We start from the raw sequence: 18,106 nt of genomic DNA, 5'->3' as shown, positions 1-18,106 counted from the left end.
GCGCGATCACCTACGCGCCTAGGTTCACTGAGACGGAAGGCCAAACGACTGGGTTCGCTGAGTAAACGACTCGATTGGATGAGAGCGGTCAGCCGGTGTCCTGTGCCATCGAACCTGGACCGTTCGCCACTGAAGTTGGACGACCGGTGGTTCTGTGACAGCGAAGTTGGACCGGCCCAGAGTCCGCAGTTCGGGCTCCACCTCGATGGCGGGTGAATCGCACTGTTGGGCGACCCCGGTGTTCCCCCGGCCAGGAGGCCCGGAACGATCGAGGTATGGACATCGCGGATCAACTGGTGAGGTCGGCGGGCGACGGCGACGTAATCGAGGTAGCCCGACTGCTAGAGCAGGGTGCCGCGGTGGATACGCCGAACCGTGATGGGCGTACGGCGCTGGACCGGGCGGTGGAGCAGGGGCATGCCGATGTTGTCCGCCGACTCGTCGGAGCGGGGGCTGATCTGGAGCAGCGGGCGGGTGAGTACCAGGAGTCGACGCCGCTGTGCCTGGCGGCGAGCCGTGGGCACACGGCGGTTGTCGGGGTTCTTCTCGATGCCGGTGCCCGTACCGGGGCCCAGGGCCGGCTGGGCTACGTACCGCTGGTGCTGGCAGCCACGACCGGCGACGAGGGACACCCGCAAACAGTAAACCTGCTGCTGGACCGTGGGGTGGACATCAACGCGGTGATGAAGCACAGGACCGCCCTGGACTGGGCGGTCGGGTTCGGGCAGGAAGAGATGGTGCAGCGCCTGCTCGGCCGCGGTGCCGTCCCCTCGGCCGAGACCCTGGCCGCCGCGCGTGAACGTCTCGGACGTCATCCGGGGCGTCGGCGTAAGACCGAACGCATCGCCGTCGCCCTCCTTGCTGTAGATGTCGCGCCTGGCCCGGGCCAAGAGCCCGGGACGGAAGCCGGGAATCTGGCGTAGCGATCGCTCAGGGGGCACCCGCCCGCCCCAACTTCGCTGTCACGGAACCACCGGTCGCCCAACTTCCGTGGCAAACGGTCCAGGTTCGATGACACGGGACAGCCGGCCGGAGGACGTCGCGGCCGGCTCCCCGGATGTCGATTTCCGCGAAATCGGAGCGTGCAAAAGGATGTTGTGGGCAGGTGCCGGGGAAGAGCCGTGTAGCGGGCAACCCGATGGTCCGCGCCACGCGTCTCTCCAGGTTCCCGGCCCGTGACGGCGCTGGGCACCGCTACCCGTTTCATCAGCTGGAGAACAGCCTTGGCGAACAACGAGCACGACAAGTCCGACCTGCATCCCGAGGCGCCGTGGTGGTGGGGCATCGGCCCGGTGGGGGCGGTCCTCGTCATCATCGCCGGGGTCGCCTGGGCGCTGTGGGCGTTCCTGGGCTCCGGCGACGCGGACGTGCCGGTGGTCGGCTACCAGGTGGGCAAGATCATCGCCATCGGGCTGGTGCTCCTCGGCGCAGCCGTCATGGAACACTTCCGTAGCCGTCACGCGCGTGCGCACAAGGCAGCGGAGGACGGGCCGGCCACCTGAGACGTGGAAGGGGCCCCGCGAGCTCTCCGCGGGACCCCTCCTCCGTGACGTCGGCCAGGACCGGCCTGGGCCGGGTTACTTCTTGAAGCCGTAGTCCATGAGCTTCTTCGCGTCCGCGGTCCGGGTGGACTCGGACGTGGCCGTCAGGACCGTACCGATGACCGTCTTGCCGCTGCGGGTCGCGGCGAAGACCAGGCAGTACTTGGCAGCCGGGCCGGAGCCGGTCTTCACACCGATCGCGCCGCTGTACGTGCCCAGCAGCTTGTTGGTGTTCGTCCACGACATGTAGCGGTAGCCACCGCTCTTCGTCGTGACCTTCTGCTTCGTCGACTTCGTCTTCACGACGGTGCGGAAGGTGGAGTACTTCATCGCGCTGCTGGCGAGCTTCGTCAGGTCGCGCGGGGTCGAGTAGTTGGACCCGTTCCCTATGCCGTCGAACGAGTCGAAGTGGGTGTTCTTCAGCCCGAGCGTCTTCGCGGTGCTGTTCATCTTGCCGATGAACGACTTCACCCGGGCGGCGCGCGTGGAGCCGGAGCCGAACTTGTCGGCCAGCGCGTACGCGGCGTCGCAGCCGGACGGCAGCATCAGGCCGTACAGCAGCTGCCCGACCGTGACCTTGTCGCCCACGATGAGGCGGGCCGAGGACGCGCCCTTGGAGACGATGTAGTCGCTGTACGCCTTCTGGACCGTGACCTTGGAATTCAGGTTGAGGCCCTTCTGGGCCAGCACCACCCGGGCGGTCATGATCTTCGTGGTCGAGCCGGTCGAACGGCGGGTGTCCGCGGCCTTGGTGAAGAGGGTCTTTCCGGTGCCGTTGTTCATCACGAAGCCGCCCTTGGCGACGATCGTCGGCGGCTTCGGCGCGGCGGCCTGAGCCTGGGAGGCGAACGCGCCTCCCGCGATGACGGCACCTGCGGTGAGGGCGACCGTAGCGGTGGCCGATACGCGCCTTATGCCCTTAATGCCGATATTCAAGTTGAACGCTCCAAATGCCCCTGGAATGCGGCCACATGAGGGTGCCGCGCGCTGATGAGACTCATCAGGCCGGTGAATGGTTGTGGCGCACGAGGAGTGATTTTCCACGACATCCCGTGGTGCGGATTCCACGGGCGGGTACAGGCTGTGGCCGTCCGCATACTGGAACGGTTGCGTCATGCGTCCATGTTGTATCTATGCTGTGCGCATGCCTGCTCCAGCCGCGCCCCCCGTCCGCCCGCCCGTGAAGCGGCCCCCCGCCGCCGAGCGCGTCTACACCCACATCAAGGAAGCGGTCCTGGACCGCCGGTACGAGGGCGGGACGCTCCTCACAGAGGGCGACCTCGCGGACGCCGTGGGGGTCTCCCGCACCCCCGTGCGCGAGGCGCTGCTCCGGCTGGAGGTGGAGGGGCTGATCAAGCTCTATCCGAAGAAGGGCGCCCTGGTGCTCGCCGTCTCCGCGCAGGAGATCGCGGACGTCGTGGAGACCCGGCTGCTCGTCGAGGAGTTCGCCGTGCGCCGGGCCGTGCCCGCGTCGGCGAAGCTGATCGCCCGGCTGGAGGAGCTCCTCGACGAGCAGCGGCAGATGTCGGAGGCCGGCGATCTGGCGGCCGTCTCGGTGAAGGACCGCTGCTTCCACGCCGAGATCGTCCGGCATGCCGGCAACGAGATCCTGTCCCGCCTCTACGACCAGTTGCGCGACCGCCAGCTGCGGATGGGCGTCGCCGTCATGGAGGCCCACCCCGGCAGGATCGCCGCCAACATCGCCGAGCACGGCGAGCTGCTGGACGCGATCAGGGCCGGTGACGCGGACGGTGCCGCGCACGTCGTGCGCCGTCATGTGAGCCGGGTCAAGGTGCTGGTCAGGGGTGAGGACCGGTGAGTTCCGCCGCCTCCCCCACCCTGTCCCTGCCCGGCGATCCGCCCGGCGGGCGGCGTGCCGCCCGGGTCTGGGGCATCGGGGTCGCCGTCTACTTCGTCGCCATCATCTTCCGGACCAGCCTGGGCGTCGCCGGGCTCGACGCCGCCGACCGGTTCGACGTCAACGCCTCCGCGCTCTCCACCTTCTCCATCCTCCAGCTGCTCGTCTACGCGGGCATGCAGATACCCGTCGGCCTGATGGTGGACCGGCTGGGCACCAAGAAGGTGCTCACCATCGGCGCCGTCCTGTTCACCCTCGGGCAGCTCGGCTTCGCGCTCTCCCCCTCGTACGGTGCCGCGCTGGCCTCCCGCGCCCTGCTGGGCTGTGGTGACGCGATGACGTTCATCAGCGTGCTGCGGCTGGGCGCGCGCTGGTTCCCGGCCCGGCGCGGCCCGATGATCGGGCAGGTCGCCGCCCTCTTCGGGATGGCGGGCAACCTCGTCTCGACGCTGGTGATCGCCCGCTCCCTGCACGGCCTCGGCTGGACCACCACGTTCGTCGGCAGCTCGCTCGCCGGGGTCGTGGTGCTGGTCCTGCTGCTCCTCTTCCTGAAGGACCACCCCGAGGGGCACGCGCCGCCGCCAGCCGAGCACGCCGGCGGGGCGTACGTGCGCAGGCAGATCGCCGCCGCCTGGCGGGAACCCGGCACCCGGCTCGGGATGTGGGTGCACTTCACCACCCAGTTCCCGGCCATGGTGTTCCTGCTGCTGTGGGGGATGCCGTTCCTCGTCGAGGCGCAGGGGCTGAGCCGGGGGACCGCGGGGGAGCTGCTCACCCTGGTGGTGCTCTCCAACATGGCCGTCGGCCTCGTCTACGGGCAGATCATCGCCCGCCACCACGCGGCCCGTGTCCCGCTCGCGCTGGGCACCGTCGCGATGACGGCACTGCTCTGGGCGTCGGCCATCCTGCACCCCGGGGACCACGCGCCGATGTGGCTGCTGATCACGCTGTGCGTGGTGCTCGGCGCCTGTGGACCCGCGTCGATGATCGGCTTCGACTTCGCCCGCCCGGCCAACCCGCCGGAGCGCCAGGGCACCGCGTCGGGGATCGTCAACATGGGCGGCTTCGTCGCGTCGATGACCACGCTGTTCGCCGTCGGTGTGCTGCTGGACGCGACCGGCGACAACTACCGCATCGCGTTCGCCTCGGTCTTCGTCCTGGAGGCGCTCGGGGTCGTGCAGATCCTGCGGCTGCGGGCCAGGGCCGCGCACCGGGAGCGCGAGTACCACGTGATCAGCCGGGTGGAGGCCGTGCACGTACCCGCGTGACCGCGGAGACGGCGGCGTATCCGTGGAAACGCGGACGCCTCCGTGGAAACGGCGGCGCGCCCGTCCCCCTTCGCGGGGCGGGCGTCGCCGGTTGCCGTGACGGGGCGCCGGTTTGCGGTGACTACGGGGTGACGGCGAAGTTCTGCAGGATGGCGGCGGCCAGCTCCTGGTCGCCCTCGGCCTTGATGTCGTCCGCGACCGTGCTCGCCCGCACCCGGCCGCAGGCCAGCCGTACGTACGTCTCCCAGTCCATCGCCAGCGTCACCGCGGGGCCCAGCGACGGCGCGCCGTCCACCGAACCGCGGCCCTCCGCGTCGACCCGGACGGTCCGCAGGAACTCCACCGGTCCGTGCACATCCAGCACGACCGCCGAGTTGGGCGGTGCGCCCGCGTCCTTGGCGACCACCTTGGGCAGCGCGGCCAGGAGGGTGTCCCGGACGATCGCGGCACCGGGGGAGTCCAGATTGCCGGGCTTCCCCAGCGTCGTGCGCAGATCCTGCTCGTGCACCCAGACGTCGAAGGCGCGCATCCGCAGCGCCAGTTCGAGGGTCTGCTCGGCGCCGAGCGGCGCCCGCGTCATGGTCTCCGGGTCACGCGTCTCGTTGCGCAGCTGACGGGCCCGGCGGATGATCGTGTACTCCAGCTCGGAGGTCATCTCCGGCGCGGTGTGGTGGCGCCGCACATCGACCTGCATCTCCATGTAGCGGGCGAAGTCGCTCTGCACATGGTAGAGATCGCGCGGAAGTGTGTGGATGGGGCGCGGGTCGCCGAGCTGCTCGCACTCCATGCCGATGATGTGCGACACGATGTCGCGCACCGACCAGTTGGGACATGGAGTACGGCCGTTCCACTCCCCCTCGGTGAGCGGGTTCACCAGCTCGGCTATCGACTCGATGGAATGGGTCCAGGCGTCGGCGTAGGTCTGGAGGCTGGGATGGACGGTCACGGGACCCCTCGTGCGGTTCTGCGGTGCATGGGCTGGAGAACTGGGCGCGGACGGCGGGCTGCGAGCTGCAGTGAGGTTCGGTCGGTCCAAGTTACGCTGCGAGCAGGCACCCCGGCAGTGCTTTCGTGTGACGATCGTAGGCCCGTGTTGACGGCTCATATGCCAGGACGGTGGTAGTGTGCGCGCCTCTCTCCTCCAGATCGCAGTAGACCCGGACGAATCCATCGATGCCCGCAGGGAGCGAGCGGCTTCGCTGGTCGCGGCCCAACGGGGCGCGGATCTGGTGGTCCTGCCCGAGCTCTGGCCGGTCGGGGCCTTCGCCTACACGGAGTTCGAGGACGAGGCCGAACCGCTCTCCGGCCCCACGCACGAGGTGATGGCCAAGGCCGCCGCCGGTGCCGGGGTATGGCTGCACGCCGGTTCCTTCGTCGAGCGGGCCGACGACGGCACGCTCTACAACACCACGCTCGTTTTCACCCCCGAGGGTGAGCGGGCCGCCGCGTACCGCAAGATCCACCGCTTCGGCTTCGACAAGGGCGAGGCGGTCATGATGGGCGCCGGCGACGAACTGGTCACGCTCGCCCTGCCGCAGACCACGATCGGCCTCGCCACCTGCTACGACCTGCGCTTCCCGGAGATGTTCCGCGGGCTGGTCGACGCGGGCGCCGAGACCCTGGTCGTCGCGGCGGGCTGGCCCGAGCGCCGCCGCGCCCACTGGACGCTGCTCGCCCAGGCGCGGGCCGTCGAGAACCAGGCGTACGTACTGGCCGTCGGATGCGCCGGTACCCACGCCGGAGTCCCGCAGGCCGGGCACAGCATCGTCGTCGACCCCTGGGGCGAGGTGCTCGCGGAGGCGGGCGCGGACGAGGAGGTGCTGAGCGTGGAGTTCGACCCGTCGAGGGTCACCGCCACCCGGGAGCAGTTCCCGGCCCTCAAGGACCGCCGCCTGGGGCTCGCGCCGCCGGCTGCTCGCGGCTGAGCCCTTCCGCACGGACCGGTGCCTGTTTCACGTGAAACAGGCACCGCCGGTGCTCAGTCGTCGTGCTCCTTCTCCGCGAGCACGATCACGCACACCGCCACCGCGATCAACAGCGCCGTGTCGGCGTCGTCCCGCACGATGTCGATCCCGTACGTGTCCCGGACGGTCAGCCAGCGGCGCGAGATCTGGGCCAGCAGCTCCCCGTCGTAGTCCACCGCGAACTCGCGGTCCAGGATCTTGCCGCTGACGTCGAGCTCGGTGCCGTCCACCAGCGTCACCCGGTAGTGGTTGCGGAGCAGCGAGAGGCGCTTCCGCTTGACCTTGGCCAGCTGCTCGCCGTCCCGCTCGATCAGCATCGTGTCGCGCAGGCTGATCAGCTTCTGCTTGATCTCGACGACGATCCGGCCCTGTGCGTCCTTCAGCTCGAAGGTGTCACGCAGCCGCATGGCCTTGCCGTCGACGAGGAAGACCTTGCGGCCGTCCGCGTCCTCGATCCAGTAGTCGTCGCCGATGCCGAACACTCGCTCACGTACGAGAAGTCTCATGGCTCACAGGTTCCCCGAGGTACCTGTGGAATGCGTGGACGCCACGGTGATGTTGACTGTTGACATGGCAACACGTGCGCGCGTCAGGGCCCCCGAACTGATCGGCAAGGGCGGCTGGCTCAATACAGGCGACCAGCAGTACACCCTCGCTGACCTGCGAGGACGCATCGTGATCTTGGACTTCTGGACGTTCTGCTGTGTGAACTGCCTGCATGTCCTCGATGAGCTGCGCGAGCTGGAGGAGAAGCACCGCGACACCGTGGTGATCATCGGCGTCCACTCGCCGAAGTTCGTCCACGAGGCGGAGCACCAGGCCGTGGTCGACGCCGTCGAGCGGTACGAGGTGCACCACCCGGTGCTGGACGATCCCGAGCTCGCCACCTGGAAGCAGTACGCCGTACGCGCCTGGCCGACGCTCGTCGTCGTCGACCCCGAGGGCTATGTCGTCGCCCAGCACGCGGGCGAGGGCCACGCCCACGCCATCGAGAAGCTGGTCGAGGAGCTGGAGGCCGAGCACGCCGCGAAGGGCACCCTGCGACGCGGCGACGGGCCGTACGTGGCGCCCGAGCCGGTCGCGACGCACCTGCGGTTCCCCGGTAAGGCGCTGCTGCTGGCCGACGGCGGCTTCCTGGTCTCCGACACCACCCGCCACCGGCTGGTCGAGCTGGACGCGGACGGCGAGACCGTCCGGCGCCACTTCGGCACCGGCGACCGCGGGTTCACCGACGGCGGGCCCGAGGAGGTCCGGTTCAGCGAGCCGCAGGGGCTGGCGGTGCTGCCCGACGGGCGGATCGCCGTCGCCGACACGGTGAACCACGCGATCCGCGCGCTCGACCTCACCACCGGTGCGACGACCACCCTCGCGGGCAGTGGCCGCCAGTGGTGGCAGGGGGCGCCGACCAGCGGCGCGGGCCGCGAGGTCGACCTCTCCTCGCCGTGGGACGTCGCCTGGTTCGGCGACAGGCTCTGGATCGCCATGGCGGGTGTGCACCAGCTGTGGACGTACGACCCCGCCGACGGCACCGTGCGGGTCGCGGCCGGCACCACGAACGAGGGCCTGGTCGACGGTCCGGGAGCCGAGGCCTGGTTCGCCCAGCCGTCCGGGCTCGCCGCCACCGCCGACCGGCTCTGGGTCGCCGACTCGGAGACGTCCGCGCTGCGCTACGTCGACCTGGAGGGCGCCGTCCACACCGCCGTCGGCACCGGACTCTTCGACTTCGGCCACCGCGACGGGGCCGCTGAGCAGGCGCTGCTCCAGCACCCGCTGGGCGTCACCGCGCTGCCCGACGGGTCCGTCGCCGTCTGCGACACGTACAACCACGCCCTGCGCCGCTACGACCCGGCGAGCGGTGAGGTCACCACGCTCGCCACGGATCTGCGCGAGCCCAGCGACGCCGTGCTGGTGGACGGCGATCTCGTGGTCGTCGAGTCCGCCCGGCACCGGCTGACCAGGCTGCGACTGCCCGAGGAGGCGGTACGCGTCGCCGGTCAGGCGCACCGCACCCAGCGCGTCGCCACCGAGATCGCCCCGGGCACCCTCCGGCTCGACGTCGTCTTCCAGGCGCCCGCCGGCCAGAAGCTGGACACCCGGTACGGGCCCTCGACCCGGCTGCTGGTCTCCTCGACCCCGCCGGAGCTGCTGGCCGGGGGCGAGGGCGCGGGCACCGATCTGTTCCGCGATCTGGTCCTCGCGGACGGGGTGACCGAGGGCGTCCTGCACGTCTCGGCGATGGCCGCGTCCTGCGACGACGATCCCGCGAACGAGTACCCGGCCTGCCATGTCCACCAGCAGGACTGGGGCGTCCCCGTCCGCGTCAGTGCGGCGGGGACGCCCCGGCTGCCACTCGTGCTCGCCGGGATGGACGCGCAGGGCTGACAGCCGTCCGGAGGGGACGGGGACGAGCGGTTCAGAAGTCGTCGGCGCCGTCGCGCAGCTCGTACGTCCAGTAGCCCGTCCTGTACGTCGCCGGGTCGACGGCGATGCCCTCGGCGCCGGGTGCCCGCACGGTGGCCTGGCCGTCGCCGCCCTGGAGCCGCACGGCGAACGCGGTCACGGGCTCCACGTCCTCGTCGGCGCCCCCGTCCGACAGCTTCACCAGCGCGTACGCCGGTGCGCCGGCGTCGAGCACGACGGGGGCCTCGGGCTTGCTCCTGGCGACCGACGGGATGTTCCGCTTGTGGCTCTCCAGGAACTGGATCTGCGGGAAGCCCTTCATCTCGCACCTGTGGCCCGAGGTGTTCTTCGCCGTCAGGACGAGGTGCGTGGAGGGCGGGCCGTCCTGGGTGGCGGCGCTGATCCTGACGTCCTCGGTGGTGCAGAGCGGGGTGCTCGCGGACCCGGTGGTGCCGCCCTCGGCGGTCACGGGGGTCTTGGCCGGGGCGCCCTTTCTGGCCGGGGTGTCGTCCTTGGCAGCGGTGCCGTGCGCGGACTTGGCAACGCCGTGCGCGGACTTGCTCGCCGGGCCCTCCGACCTGGTGCCGGTGCCGTTGTCACCGCCGCAGGCGGTGAGTGCCAGGGCGAGTACGGCGGTGGTCGTGGCGGCCAGGGCCGTGGTGCGGTAGCGGAAGGCAGACATGTGGTTTCCCCCGTGCGGGCGGTGAGGCGACGGCGCGTCGGTGAGTCGCGCCCGCCCGGCTGACAGCCGTGAGTCTTCCGGGTGCCGCTCACGTTCCGCTGCCGTCCGGCTAACGTCCCGGTGACGCCGGCCGCACCGCGCGCCCGTGGGTCACCCGCCGGTCACCCGGCGTCGGCGAGCCGCCGTAGCGCCTGTTCGTACCGCCGCACGTACTCCGCCCCCGAGGTCACCCGCAGCAGCGCCTCCAGCGACCCCACCGCGCCCTCGTCGTACCCGGCGCGCTCCGCCTCCGCGGCCGCCAGGTCCAGCAGCCGGACGCCCTCGCCCTCCGTGCCGAGGGCCAGGTGCGCCTCGCCGCTGACGGCCAGCAGGAGTACGCGACGGGCGGCCTCCTCCTGCTCGGGACCCAGATCGAACGCGGTCCGGGCGGAGTCCAGGGCGTCCCGCGGCCGGCCGGCCGTGAGCTGCATCCGGGCGAGGTGCTGGAGGGCGAGCATCTCGGTGTGCGCGTCGCGCTCCTGCCTGGCCAGCGCGAGGGCTCGCCCGCAGCCCTCCATCGCCTCGTCCGGACCGCCCTGTTCGGCGTGGACGATCGCCAGGTTGATCAGGGCCGTCGCCTCACCGAGCCGGTCACCGGCCCGCCGGGCCAGACCGGGCGAGGGCGCCAGCATCATCTCGGCGTCCGTGGTCCTGCCCTCCTCCGAGAGCACCCAGCCCAGCAGATTGCGCACGCGCGACTCGGCGTACGGGTCGCTCCGCGCGGCCGCCGCGTCCAGCGCCAGTTCCAGGACCGGGGCCCAGCCGTCCCTGGCCCGCCACACCACATGCGGCCACTGGAGCAGGATGATCCGCCAGGCGCGGTCGTCGAGACCGGCCGCGCGGGCGGCCGCGGCCGCCAGGGACAGGTCCTCGCGCTCGGTGGCCAGCCAGTTCATCGCCTCCGCCCGGTCGGTGAAATCCCGTACGGCGGCCGGCCGCCGGTAGTCGTCCGGCAGCACGAAGCAGGGCTCGCCGCCCGGCTCGGCCGTGTCGGCGGCGGCGAGCGCGGTCGCGATGCAGTGGTCCAGGACGCCGAGGAGGGCGTCGGGCCCGGACGCGGGATCGAGGCCGCGGGCGTAGAGGCGCACCAGATCGTGCAGCACCCAGCGCCCGGGACTCGTCTCGCCGACGAGATGGGCCGCGGCGAGCCGCTCCAGCGCAGCCGCGGCGACGACCGGGTCGCTGCCCGCGAGCGCGGCGGCGGTGTACCGGTCGAAGTGGTTGCCGGGGTGGTGGCCGAGCCGGGCGAAGTGGTGGACGGCGTCGGGCGGGAGCTGCTGCACGGTCAGCCGCAGCGCGGCGGAGACCCCGGTGTCCTCCACGTCGAGATACGTCAGCCGGCTGCGCTCGTCGGCCAGTTCGTCGGCCGTCCCGGCGAGCGTCCGGTGCGGGCGGCCCGCCAGCCGGGCCGCCGTGACCCGCAGGGCGAGCGGCAGCCCGCCGCACAGCTCGGCCAGCCGACGGGCCGCCACCGGTTCGGCGAGCACCCGCTCCTCACCGAGCACCCCGGCCAGCAGCGCGGTGCCGTCCGGCGGTTCGAGCACGTCCAGCGGTACCGGACGGGCGGCGTCCGAGGCGATGAGGCCGTCCAGCCGATGCCGGCTGGTGACCAGCGTGACGCAGCCGGTGCCGCCCGGCAGCAGCGGCCTGACCTGGGCCGAGTCGCGGGCGTTGTCGAGGATGACGAGCAGGCTGCGCCGGTCGGTCAGCGAGCGGAACAGCGCGGCGGCGGCCTGGGCGGACTCCGGGACCCGGCGGGGCGCGACGCCGAGCGCGAGCAGGAACTCGCGCAGGACCTCCAGCGGCGTCGGCCGGCCCGTGTCGCCGAACCCGCGCAGATCGGCGAAGAGCCGGCCGTCCGGGAACGCGGCGGGGGAGCGGCGCGCCCAGTGCAGGGCCAGCGCGGTCTTGCCCACCCCGGCCGGTCCGGTGACCAGGCAGACGGGCGCCTCACCGGCCGCCGCCCGGGAGAGCGCGGCCAGCTCGGCCGCCCGGCCCTGGAAGCCGCGGGGGGCGCGGGGCAACAGATCAACGGGGCGGGGATCACCGCTCCCGGCGGCACCTGACGCGACGCCACAAGGCGTACCGGCTCCGGCGCCGCATGACGTACCGGCTCCGGTGCCGCCCGGCACCACGTCCCCGGCGCCGTCCCCCGTCGTGGTCGCCGCTCCCGCCGCCGCGTGGTCCGGCGGGCCCGGTTCGGGTTCCGGGGTGCCGCGGAGGATCCGCGCGTACGCGTCCGCCAGTTCGCGTCCGGGGCCGATGCCCAGCTCGTCGGCGAGCAGCCGCCGCGTGCGGTGGAACCAGTCCAGCGCCTCCGACTGGCGCCCCGACCGGTGCAGCGCCGTCAGCAGGGCCGCCGCCAGCGACTCCCGCATCGGATGGGCCACGGCCTCGGCCCGCAGCACCGCCGCCGCCCGGTGGTGTTCACCCAGCACGGCGTAGGCGTGCGCCAGTTGCTCCACGGTCGTGAGCCGGGACTCCTCCAGTGCGTGCGCGGCCGCCTGGAGCGGGGCGCTGGGGTACGTACCGGTGAGCGCCGGTCCCTCCCACAGCGACAGGGCCTCCTTCAGCATCAGCACGCTGTCGGCCGGGCTGCGCTGCTCCCGGGCCAGCATGAGCAGTTCCTCGAACCGATGGGAGTCGAGCAGGGGCTCCGGCACCCGCAGCACGTACGCGTCGCCGAGCGTCGCCAGCTCGACCCCGTACGTCTCCGCGTCCGCGCCCGTCAACAGGGCGCGCAGCCGGGACACATGGCCCTGGATGACGGTGCGGGCGTGCAGGGGAGGGGCGTCGTCCCAAAGACAGTCCGTCAGCCGGGCCACGGACACGGGGGTGTTCGCGCGCAGCAACAGGGCGGCGAGCAGACTGCGGCGCTTGGCGGGGCCGAGTGGCAGCGGCCCCGTCAGCGTGTCGACGCAGACGGTGCCGAGCAGCCGGAACTCCACGAGCTGCTCCCCCTCCGGGCATGACGCGCCCGGCGCCGGGTCACGGACGAGGTTCGAGAATATCCGGCTTCCCCGGCGGGCGGGGAGGGGGTGCGCCCGGTCCGACGGGCGCACCCGGCCGGATCACAAGCGGCGTTCGTCCTCGGAAACCACTGTGGTGGTGGGGGGCACAACCATGCGGCGGCGCCGCATGACGCTCGCGTAGACGAAGACGCCGATGACGCCGACGATCATCATGATCCAGCCGACCATGTCGACGTTGACGCTGTCCATCTCCCAGTCGGTCGCGAACGCGAGTATCGCCCCCGCACCGATGAGAATGAAGCATCCTCCGAGTCCCATGAGTTCCGCCTCCTTGACAGCCCGGAAGCTCCGGTCCGTGTACGGAGCGAGTACCCGGCCCGGCAACGACCATGTCTGCGACGGGGCTTGTCGTCCCGGTCAGCCCGCGAGGAACGACGCCAGCGCGGTCGCCAGCAGGTGCGGGTCGTCGGCGCCGCACAGCTCACGGGCGCTGTGCATCGACAGGATGGCCACGCCGATGTCGACGGTCTGGATGCCGTGCCGGGCGGCGGTGATCGGGCCGATCGTGGTGCCGCACGGCATCGAGTTGTTGGAGACGAACGTCTGCCACGGCACGCCCGCCTTCTCGCACGCCGACGCGAACACGGCCCGGCCGCTGCCGTCGGTCGCGTACCGCATGTTGACGTTGACCTTGAGGATCGGTCCGCCGTTGACGACCGGGTGGTGCGTCGGGTCGTGCCGCTCGCCGTAGTTGGGGTGGATCGCGTGGCCGGTGTCGGAGGAGAGGCAGACGGTGCCGGCGAAGGCGCGGGCGCGGTCCTCGTACGTACCGCCGCGGGCGAACACGGAACGCTCCAGGACCGTGCCGAGCAGCGGTCCGTCCGCGCCGGTGTCGGACTGCGAGCCGTTCTCCTCGTGGTCGAAGGCGGCCAGTACCGGGATGTACGGGATCTCCGCGTCGGGCTGTCCGGCGACGGCGGCGAGCGCCGCGACCGCCGCGTGCACCGAGAGCAGGTTGTCCATCCGGGGCCCGGCCACCAGCTCGCGGTCACGGCCCAGGTAGGACGGCGCCTCGACGGGGTGCGGCATCAGGTCCCAGCCGGTGATGTCCTCGGCGTCGACGCCCGCCTCCTCGGCGACGAACCGGATGAGGTCGCCCTCCTCCACCTGGCCGAGGCCCCAGATCGGCTGCATGTGCTTCTGGCGGTCGAGCTTGAGGCCGTCGGGGTTGGCCGTCCGGTCCAGGTGCACGGCCAGCTGCGGAACGCGCAGCAGCGGCCGGTCGATGTCGACGAGCCGGTGCGTGCCGTCGCGCAGCGAGATCCGCCCGGCGAGGCCGAGGTCCCGGTCCAGCCAGGTGTTGAGGAGCGTGCCGCCGTAGACCTCCACGGCGATCTGCCGCCAGCCGTAGGCGCCCGTGTCGGGCATGGGCTTCACGCGCAGGTTCGGCGAGTCGGTGTGCGCCCCGGCGATCCGGAACGGGGTGTGTGCCTCCGCGCCCTCGGGCACGTACCAGGCCACGATCGCGCCGCCGCGCAGGACGTACTTGCCGCCGCTGGACCCGTCCCAGGCCGCCGTCTCCTCGACCTGCCGGAAACCGGCCTCCTCCAGCCTCGACGCGGCGGTCGCCACGGCGTGGTACGGGGAGGGGCCGGCCATCAGGAAGGCCATCAGATCGTCGGTGTGCCCGCGGTCGAAGCGGAGGGAAGAACTCATGTTCTTCACTGTAACCAGGCCCGTGGACGAGAATTCACCGTCATCCCCCGGTGCGACGCCGCTATCGTCCGGGCAGCGCCGCGGAAGGCCTGTCGCCGTCCTGCGCCTGCCGGGCGCGCTCGGCGAACATGGCGGCGAGGGCCTTGACCTGATCGTCGGAGAGGGCCGCGGTGCCCTGGGCGGTGCCGGTGCTGACGCCGAGGACCGTCGTCCCGACCCGGATCTGGGTGATGCTGCCCGGCCCGCCCATCGTGCCGGTGTCCGCCCGGTTGGACACGCGCTCCTGGCCCGGCTCCCCGATCGGCACCGGCTTCGCGCCCACGCCGACCCGGTCGCCGCCGTAGTAGTCGGCGAGCGCGTCATAGGCGGCGCCGGCCGTCTTCTCGTCCTTGTACGCGAGCGTCCAGAAGTTCAGCGAGGCGGCGTCGGACTCGCGCACGTAGGCCGATGCGCCCCAGAAGGTGACCGGGTCGCAGGCCGTCCCGTGCTCCTTCTCCGACGTGGTCACGCAGGGCGGCGGGGGGAGCTCCGGGTTCCGTGCCTGGGCCTCCGGCCTCAGCTGGGTCCGCCAGCCCGGCACCGCCTTCGCGTCCGGCAGGACCGAGGCGACCTCCGCCTTCCCGAGCGCCTTCGCGGCACTGTCCCCGCCGCTGTCGCCGCTGCCGCAGCCCGCGAGCAGCAGCGCCGCAGCGCCGCCCGCCATGCCCCGTACGTACCACCGCTTGTCCGGACGACTCATGCGCCGGCCTCTCCCTCGGAACCGGGTCCCGATCATAGGAAGAGGCGGGGGACGGCCGCTACAGCTTGTCGATCGCCGTCAGATCGACATCGATGTCGTACGGCACCGAGAGCTTGAGCCGGTCGCGGTGGACGCCCCACGGTGCAGCCGTCAGTCCGGCGGTGCAGCGAGCCGGGCAGTGACTCAGCAGCCAGGGTTCCTCCCATGGACGGGATTCTCGGACCCGTACCCGGCGCACCCACGCCATACGACAGCACCGCCACCCGAAAGCGTGTCCGGGTGACGGTGCGTGTTGACGATCGTGAGCGGTGCGGCCCACGGCCTCTCGTTCGGCCCTAGAACGCGGCCTCGTCCAGCTCCATCAGGGAGTTGTCGACGGACTCGGCGAGCGCGCGCTCGGCGCCGACACCGGGCAGGACGTTCGCGGCGAAGAACTTCGCGGCGGCGATCTTGCCCCGGTAGAAGGCGGCGTCCTTCGCGGAGGCGGTCGGCAGCTTCTCGGCGGCCACGGCCGCGCCCTTGAGCAGCAGGTAGCCGACGACGACGTCGCCGGAGGCGAGCAGCAGGCGGGTGGTGTTCAGGCCCACCTTGTAGATGTTCTTCACGTCCTCGCCGGTCGCGGTGAGGTCGGTGATCATCGTGCCGACAATCGCCTCCAGGTCCACGGCGGCCTTGGCGAGCGAGTCCAGCGCGCCGGACAGCTCCTCGTTGCCCTGGGCGCCCGAGAGGAACTTCTTGATCTCCTCGGAGAGCGTGTTGAGCGAGGCGCCCTGGTCGCGGACGATCTTCCGGAAGAAGAAGTCCTGGCCCTGGATCGCCGTCGTGCCCTCGTACAGCGTGTCGATCTTGGCGTCACGGATGTACTGCTCGATCGGGTACTCCTGGAGGTACCCGGAGCCGCCGAACGTCTGGAGCGACTGCGCCAGCTGCTCGTACGACTTCTCCGAGCCGTAGCCCTTCACGATCGGGAGCAGCAGGTCGTTGAGGCCGTGCAGCGCCTTGGCGTCCTCGCCCGCGGCCTCCTTCTCCTGGATCGCGTCCTGGACGGAGGCGGTGTACAGCACGAGGGAGCGCATGCCCTCGGCGTACGCCTTCTGCGTCATGAGCGAGCGGCGCACGTCGGGGTGGTGCGTGATGGTGACCTTGGGGGCCGTCTTGTCCATGAACTGCGACAGGTCGGTGCCCTGGACGCGCTCCTTGGCGTACTCCAGCGCGTTCAGGTAGCCCGTCGAGAGCGCCGCGATGGCCTTCGTGCCGACCATCATGCGGGCGAACTCGATGATGCGGAACATCTGGCGGATGCCGTCGTGCTTGTCACCGATCAGCCAGCCCTTGGCGGGGTGCCGGTCGCCGAACGTCATCTCGCAGGTGTTGGACGCCTTGAGGCCCATCTTGTGCTCGACGTTCGTCGCGTACACGCCGTTGCGCTCGGCCAGCTCGCCGGTCGTCCAGTCGAAGTGGAACTTCGGGACCATGAAGAGCGAGAGGCCCTTGGTGCCCGGTCCGGCGCCCTCGGGGCGGGCCAGTACGTAGTGAATGATGTTCTCGGACATGTCGTGCTCGCCCGAGGTGATGAAGCGCTTCACGCCCTCGATGTGCCAGGAGCCGTCCTCCTGCTCGACGGCCTTCGTGCGGCCCGCGCCGACGTCGGAACCGGCGTCCGGCTCGGTCAGCACCATCGTCGAGCCCCACTGCTTCTCGACGGCGATCTCGGCGATCTTCTTCTGCGCCTCGTTGCCCTCGTCGAAGAGGATGCCGGCGAAGGCCGGGCCGGAGGAGTACATCCACACGGCCGGGTTGGCGCCGAGCAGCAGTTCCGCGTAGCCCCAGATCAGGGAGCGCGGGGAGGTCGTGCCGCCGATCTCCTCGGGGAGGCCCAGGCGCCAGTACTCGGAGTCCATGAAGGCCTGGTAGGACTTCTTGAAGCTGTCCGGGACCGGTGCGGTGCCGGTCTCCGGGTCGAAGACCGGGGGGTTGCGGTCGGCGTCGGCGTACGAATCGGCGAGCTCGTTCTCCGCGAGGCGGGCGACCTCGTCGAGGATGCTCTTCGCGGTCTCGACGTCCATCTCCGCGAACGGGCCGGTGCCGTACAGCTTGTCGCGCCCGAGGACCTCGAAGAGGTTGAACTCGATGTCGCGGAGATTCGACTTGTAGTGCCCCATGGGAAGGCTCCGTAATCAATAGCAGTGGCGCGCAGCGCCCCGTGGAGGGTGAGGATCGGGCGACGGGCTCGCGGATACCGGTCTGCCGCGCGGTCGGGGACCGGGCGGGGCCCGGACGTATCAGCTGACCTCTACGATGATGCTACCCGTCAGTAATAAGACGCAACCCCTCAAGCCAGAGATGTGTCCGATTACTCTTTGTCCCATGTACGGCTACGACCAGAATCAGGGCGCACAGCAGCCGATGGGTGGCGGCTACGGCGAGCAGCCGCTGTATCCCGAACCCTCGCCGCCCTCGCTGGGCGACGCGGTACGGGCCTTCACCACCGGTTCGCTGGCCGCCGAGGACTTCCAGCAGATCTTCGCGACGTCGAAGGTCTACTGCCCGCGCGGTGACAATCCGGGCTTCCTCGCGCTGCACAACACCCAGCAGCCGGTCATCCCGATGTTCACCACGCTCAAGGAACTGCGGCTCTACGCGGGCAAGGAGTCCAAGTACTTCGTGATCACCGGCGCCGAGGTGATCGATCTGCTGCCCACCGGCTACGGCTTCGTCCTGGACATGGAGGGCGAGCACCGCATGGTCTTCGACGCCAAGGCCGTGGAGCAGATGGTCGACTTCGCGATGCGCCGCATGTACGGCTGACCGCCGACCCCGACTTCCCCGGAAGGGGCTCGTACTGCCGAGCGGTACGGGCCCCTTTCGCTGCTCCGGACGGTGCGGGAATGGAAGCCGCCTTGCTAGATGTTCACCATTCAACTAAA

The 18,106-nt window shown here is 71.1% G+C and carries 17 protein-coding genes; 7 read left to right on the top strand and 10 right to left on the bottom strand.

Features of this window, described 5'->3' with window-relative positions:
• Positions 1–275 precede the first annotated feature (275 nt).
• Both ACIQM0_RS28315 and ACIQM0_RS28310 read left to right on the top strand, forming a co-directional pair.
• A complete protein-coding gene (locus ACIQM0_RS28315) occupies positions 276–923 on the top strand; it encodes an ankyrin repeat domain-containing protein (protein WP_401291826.1) in 648 nt (215 codons plus the stop codon).
• Positions 924–1,223: 300 nt separating this feature from the next.
• Entirely contained in the window at positions 1,224–1,502 is a 279-nt protein-coding gene (locus ACIQM0_RS28310) for a hypothetical protein (protein WP_401291824.1), read from the top strand.
• 75 nt (positions 1,503–1,577) lie between these two features.
• Here ACIQM0_RS28310 and ACIQM0_RS28305 read toward each other — a convergent pair whose 3' ends face one another.
• Positions 1,578–2,477, bottom strand: a complete 900-nt coding sequence (locus ACIQM0_RS28305) for a D-alanyl-D-alanine carboxypeptidase family protein (RefSeq protein ID WP_401291821.1) — start codon at positions 2,475–2,477, stop codon at positions 1,578–1,580.
• Positions 2,478–2,685: 208 nt separating this feature from the next.
• Between ACIQM0_RS28305 and ACIQM0_RS28300 the strand changes: the two genes are divergently transcribed.
• Positions 2,686–3,360 (top strand): GntR family transcriptional regulator, encoded by a 675-nt coding sequence (locus ACIQM0_RS28300; protein ID WP_401291818.1) that lies wholly within the window; start codon positions 2,686–2,688, stop codon positions 3,358–3,360.
• Entirely contained in the window at positions 3,357–4,667 is a 1,311-nt protein-coding gene (locus ACIQM0_RS28295; protein ID WP_401291815.1) for a nitrate/nitrite transporter, read from the top strand. The genes ACIQM0_RS28300 and ACIQM0_RS28295 overlap by 4 nt, the downstream gene beginning before the upstream one ends.
• 121 nt (positions 4,668–4,788) lie before the next feature.
• Here ACIQM0_RS28295 and ACIQM0_RS28290 read toward each other — a convergent pair whose 3' ends face one another.
• Positions 4,789–5,613 carry a maleylpyruvate isomerase family mycothiol-dependent enzyme gene (locus tag ACIQM0_RS28290; RefSeq protein WP_401291812.1) on the bottom strand — a complete coding sequence of 275 codons (825 nt, stop codon included), beginning with the start codon at positions 5,611–5,613 and terminating at the stop codon, positions 4,789–4,791.
• Between the two features lie 178 nt (positions 5,614–5,791).
• Between ACIQM0_RS28290 and ACIQM0_RS28285 the strand changes: the two genes are divergently transcribed.
• The gene (locus ACIQM0_RS28285; RefSeq protein WP_401291809.1) at positions 5,792–6,592 is read left to right on the top strand and encodes a carbon-nitrogen family hydrolase; all 801 of its coding nucleotides are present in this window, start codon (positions 5,792–5,794) and stop codon (positions 6,590–6,592) included.
• Positions 6,593–6,645: 53 nt separating this feature from the next.
• Here the strand turns inward: ACIQM0_RS28285 and ACIQM0_RS28280 are convergent, their stop codons facing one another.
• Positions 6,646–7,137: an LURP-one-related/scramblase family protein gene (locus tag ACIQM0_RS28280; protein WP_401291807.1), complete on the bottom strand. Its 492-nt coding sequence runs from the start codon at positions 7,135–7,137 to the stop codon at positions 6,646–6,648.
• A gap of 64 nt (positions 7,138–7,201) precedes the next feature.
• On the opposite strand from ACIQM0_RS28280, the gene ACIQM0_RS28275 reads away from it, so the two are divergent.
• On the top strand, positions 7,202–9,013 hold the full coding sequence (locus ACIQM0_RS28275) for an NHL domain-containing thioredoxin family protein (protein ID WP_401291804.1): 1,812 nt from the start codon (positions 7,202–7,204) through the stop codon (positions 9,011–9,013).
• Between the two features lie 31 nt (positions 9,014–9,044).
• Here the strand turns inward: ACIQM0_RS28275 and ACIQM0_RS28270 are convergent, their stop codons facing one another.
• From ACIQM0_RS28270 to ACIQM0_RS28240, 7 genes are all read right to left on the bottom strand, one after another.
• Positions 9,045–9,713: a DUF4232 domain-containing protein gene (locus tag ACIQM0_RS28270; RefSeq protein ID WP_401291801.1), complete on the bottom strand. Its 669-nt coding sequence runs from the start codon at positions 9,711–9,713 to the stop codon at positions 9,045–9,047.
• A gap of 161 nt (positions 9,714–9,874) precedes the next feature.
• Complete coding sequence (locus ACIQM0_RS28265) at positions 9,875–12,700, bottom strand: BTAD domain-containing putative transcriptional regulator (protein WP_401291798.1); 2,826 nt, start codon at positions 12,698–12,700, stop codon at positions 9,875–9,877.
• Positions 12,701–12,823: 123 nt separating this feature from the next.
• The gene (locus tag ACIQM0_RS28260; RefSeq protein ID WP_363021084.1) at positions 12,824–13,042 is read right to left on the bottom strand and encodes a DUF6458 family protein; all 219 of its coding nucleotides are present in this window, start codon (positions 13,040–13,042) and stop codon (positions 12,824–12,826) included.
• A 99-nt stretch (positions 13,043–13,141) separates the two neighbouring features.
• Entirely contained in the window at positions 13,142–14,440 is a 1,299-nt protein-coding gene (locus ACIQM0_RS28255; protein ID WP_401291795.1) for a M18 family aminopeptidase, read from the bottom strand.
• Between the two features lie 61 nt (positions 14,441–14,501).
• Positions 14,502–15,179, bottom strand: a complete 678-nt coding sequence (locus tag ACIQM0_RS28250; RefSeq protein ID WP_401291792.1) for a hypothetical protein — start codon at positions 15,177–15,179, stop codon at positions 14,502–14,504.
• Positions 15,180–15,237: 58 nt separating this feature from the next.
• A complete protein-coding gene (locus ACIQM0_RS28245) occupies positions 15,238–15,426 on the bottom strand; it encodes a hypothetical protein (protein ID WP_401291789.1) in 189 nt (62 codons plus the stop codon).
• 88 nt (positions 15,427–15,514) lie between these two features.
• Positions 15,515–17,341: an acyl-CoA dehydrogenase gene (locus tag ACIQM0_RS28240; protein WP_401291786.1), complete on the bottom strand. Its 1,827-nt coding sequence runs from the start codon at positions 17,339–17,341 to the stop codon at positions 15,515–15,517.
• Positions 17,342–17,546: 205 nt separating this feature from the next.
• On the opposite strand from ACIQM0_RS28240, the gene ACIQM0_RS28235 reads away from it, so the two are divergent.
• A complete protein-coding gene (locus ACIQM0_RS28235) occupies positions 17,547–17,987 on the top strand; it encodes an SseB family protein (RefSeq protein WP_018522179.1) in 441 nt (146 codons plus the stop codon).
• Positions 17,988–18,106 lie beyond the last annotated feature (119 nt).

Source organism: Streptomyces sp. NPDC091387 (genome assembly GCF_044756945.1).
GTDB lineage: Bacteria > Actinomycetota > Actinomycetes > Streptomycetales > Streptomycetaceae > Streptomyces.
This window is presented reverse-complemented; position numbering and strand designations above follow the sequence as displayed.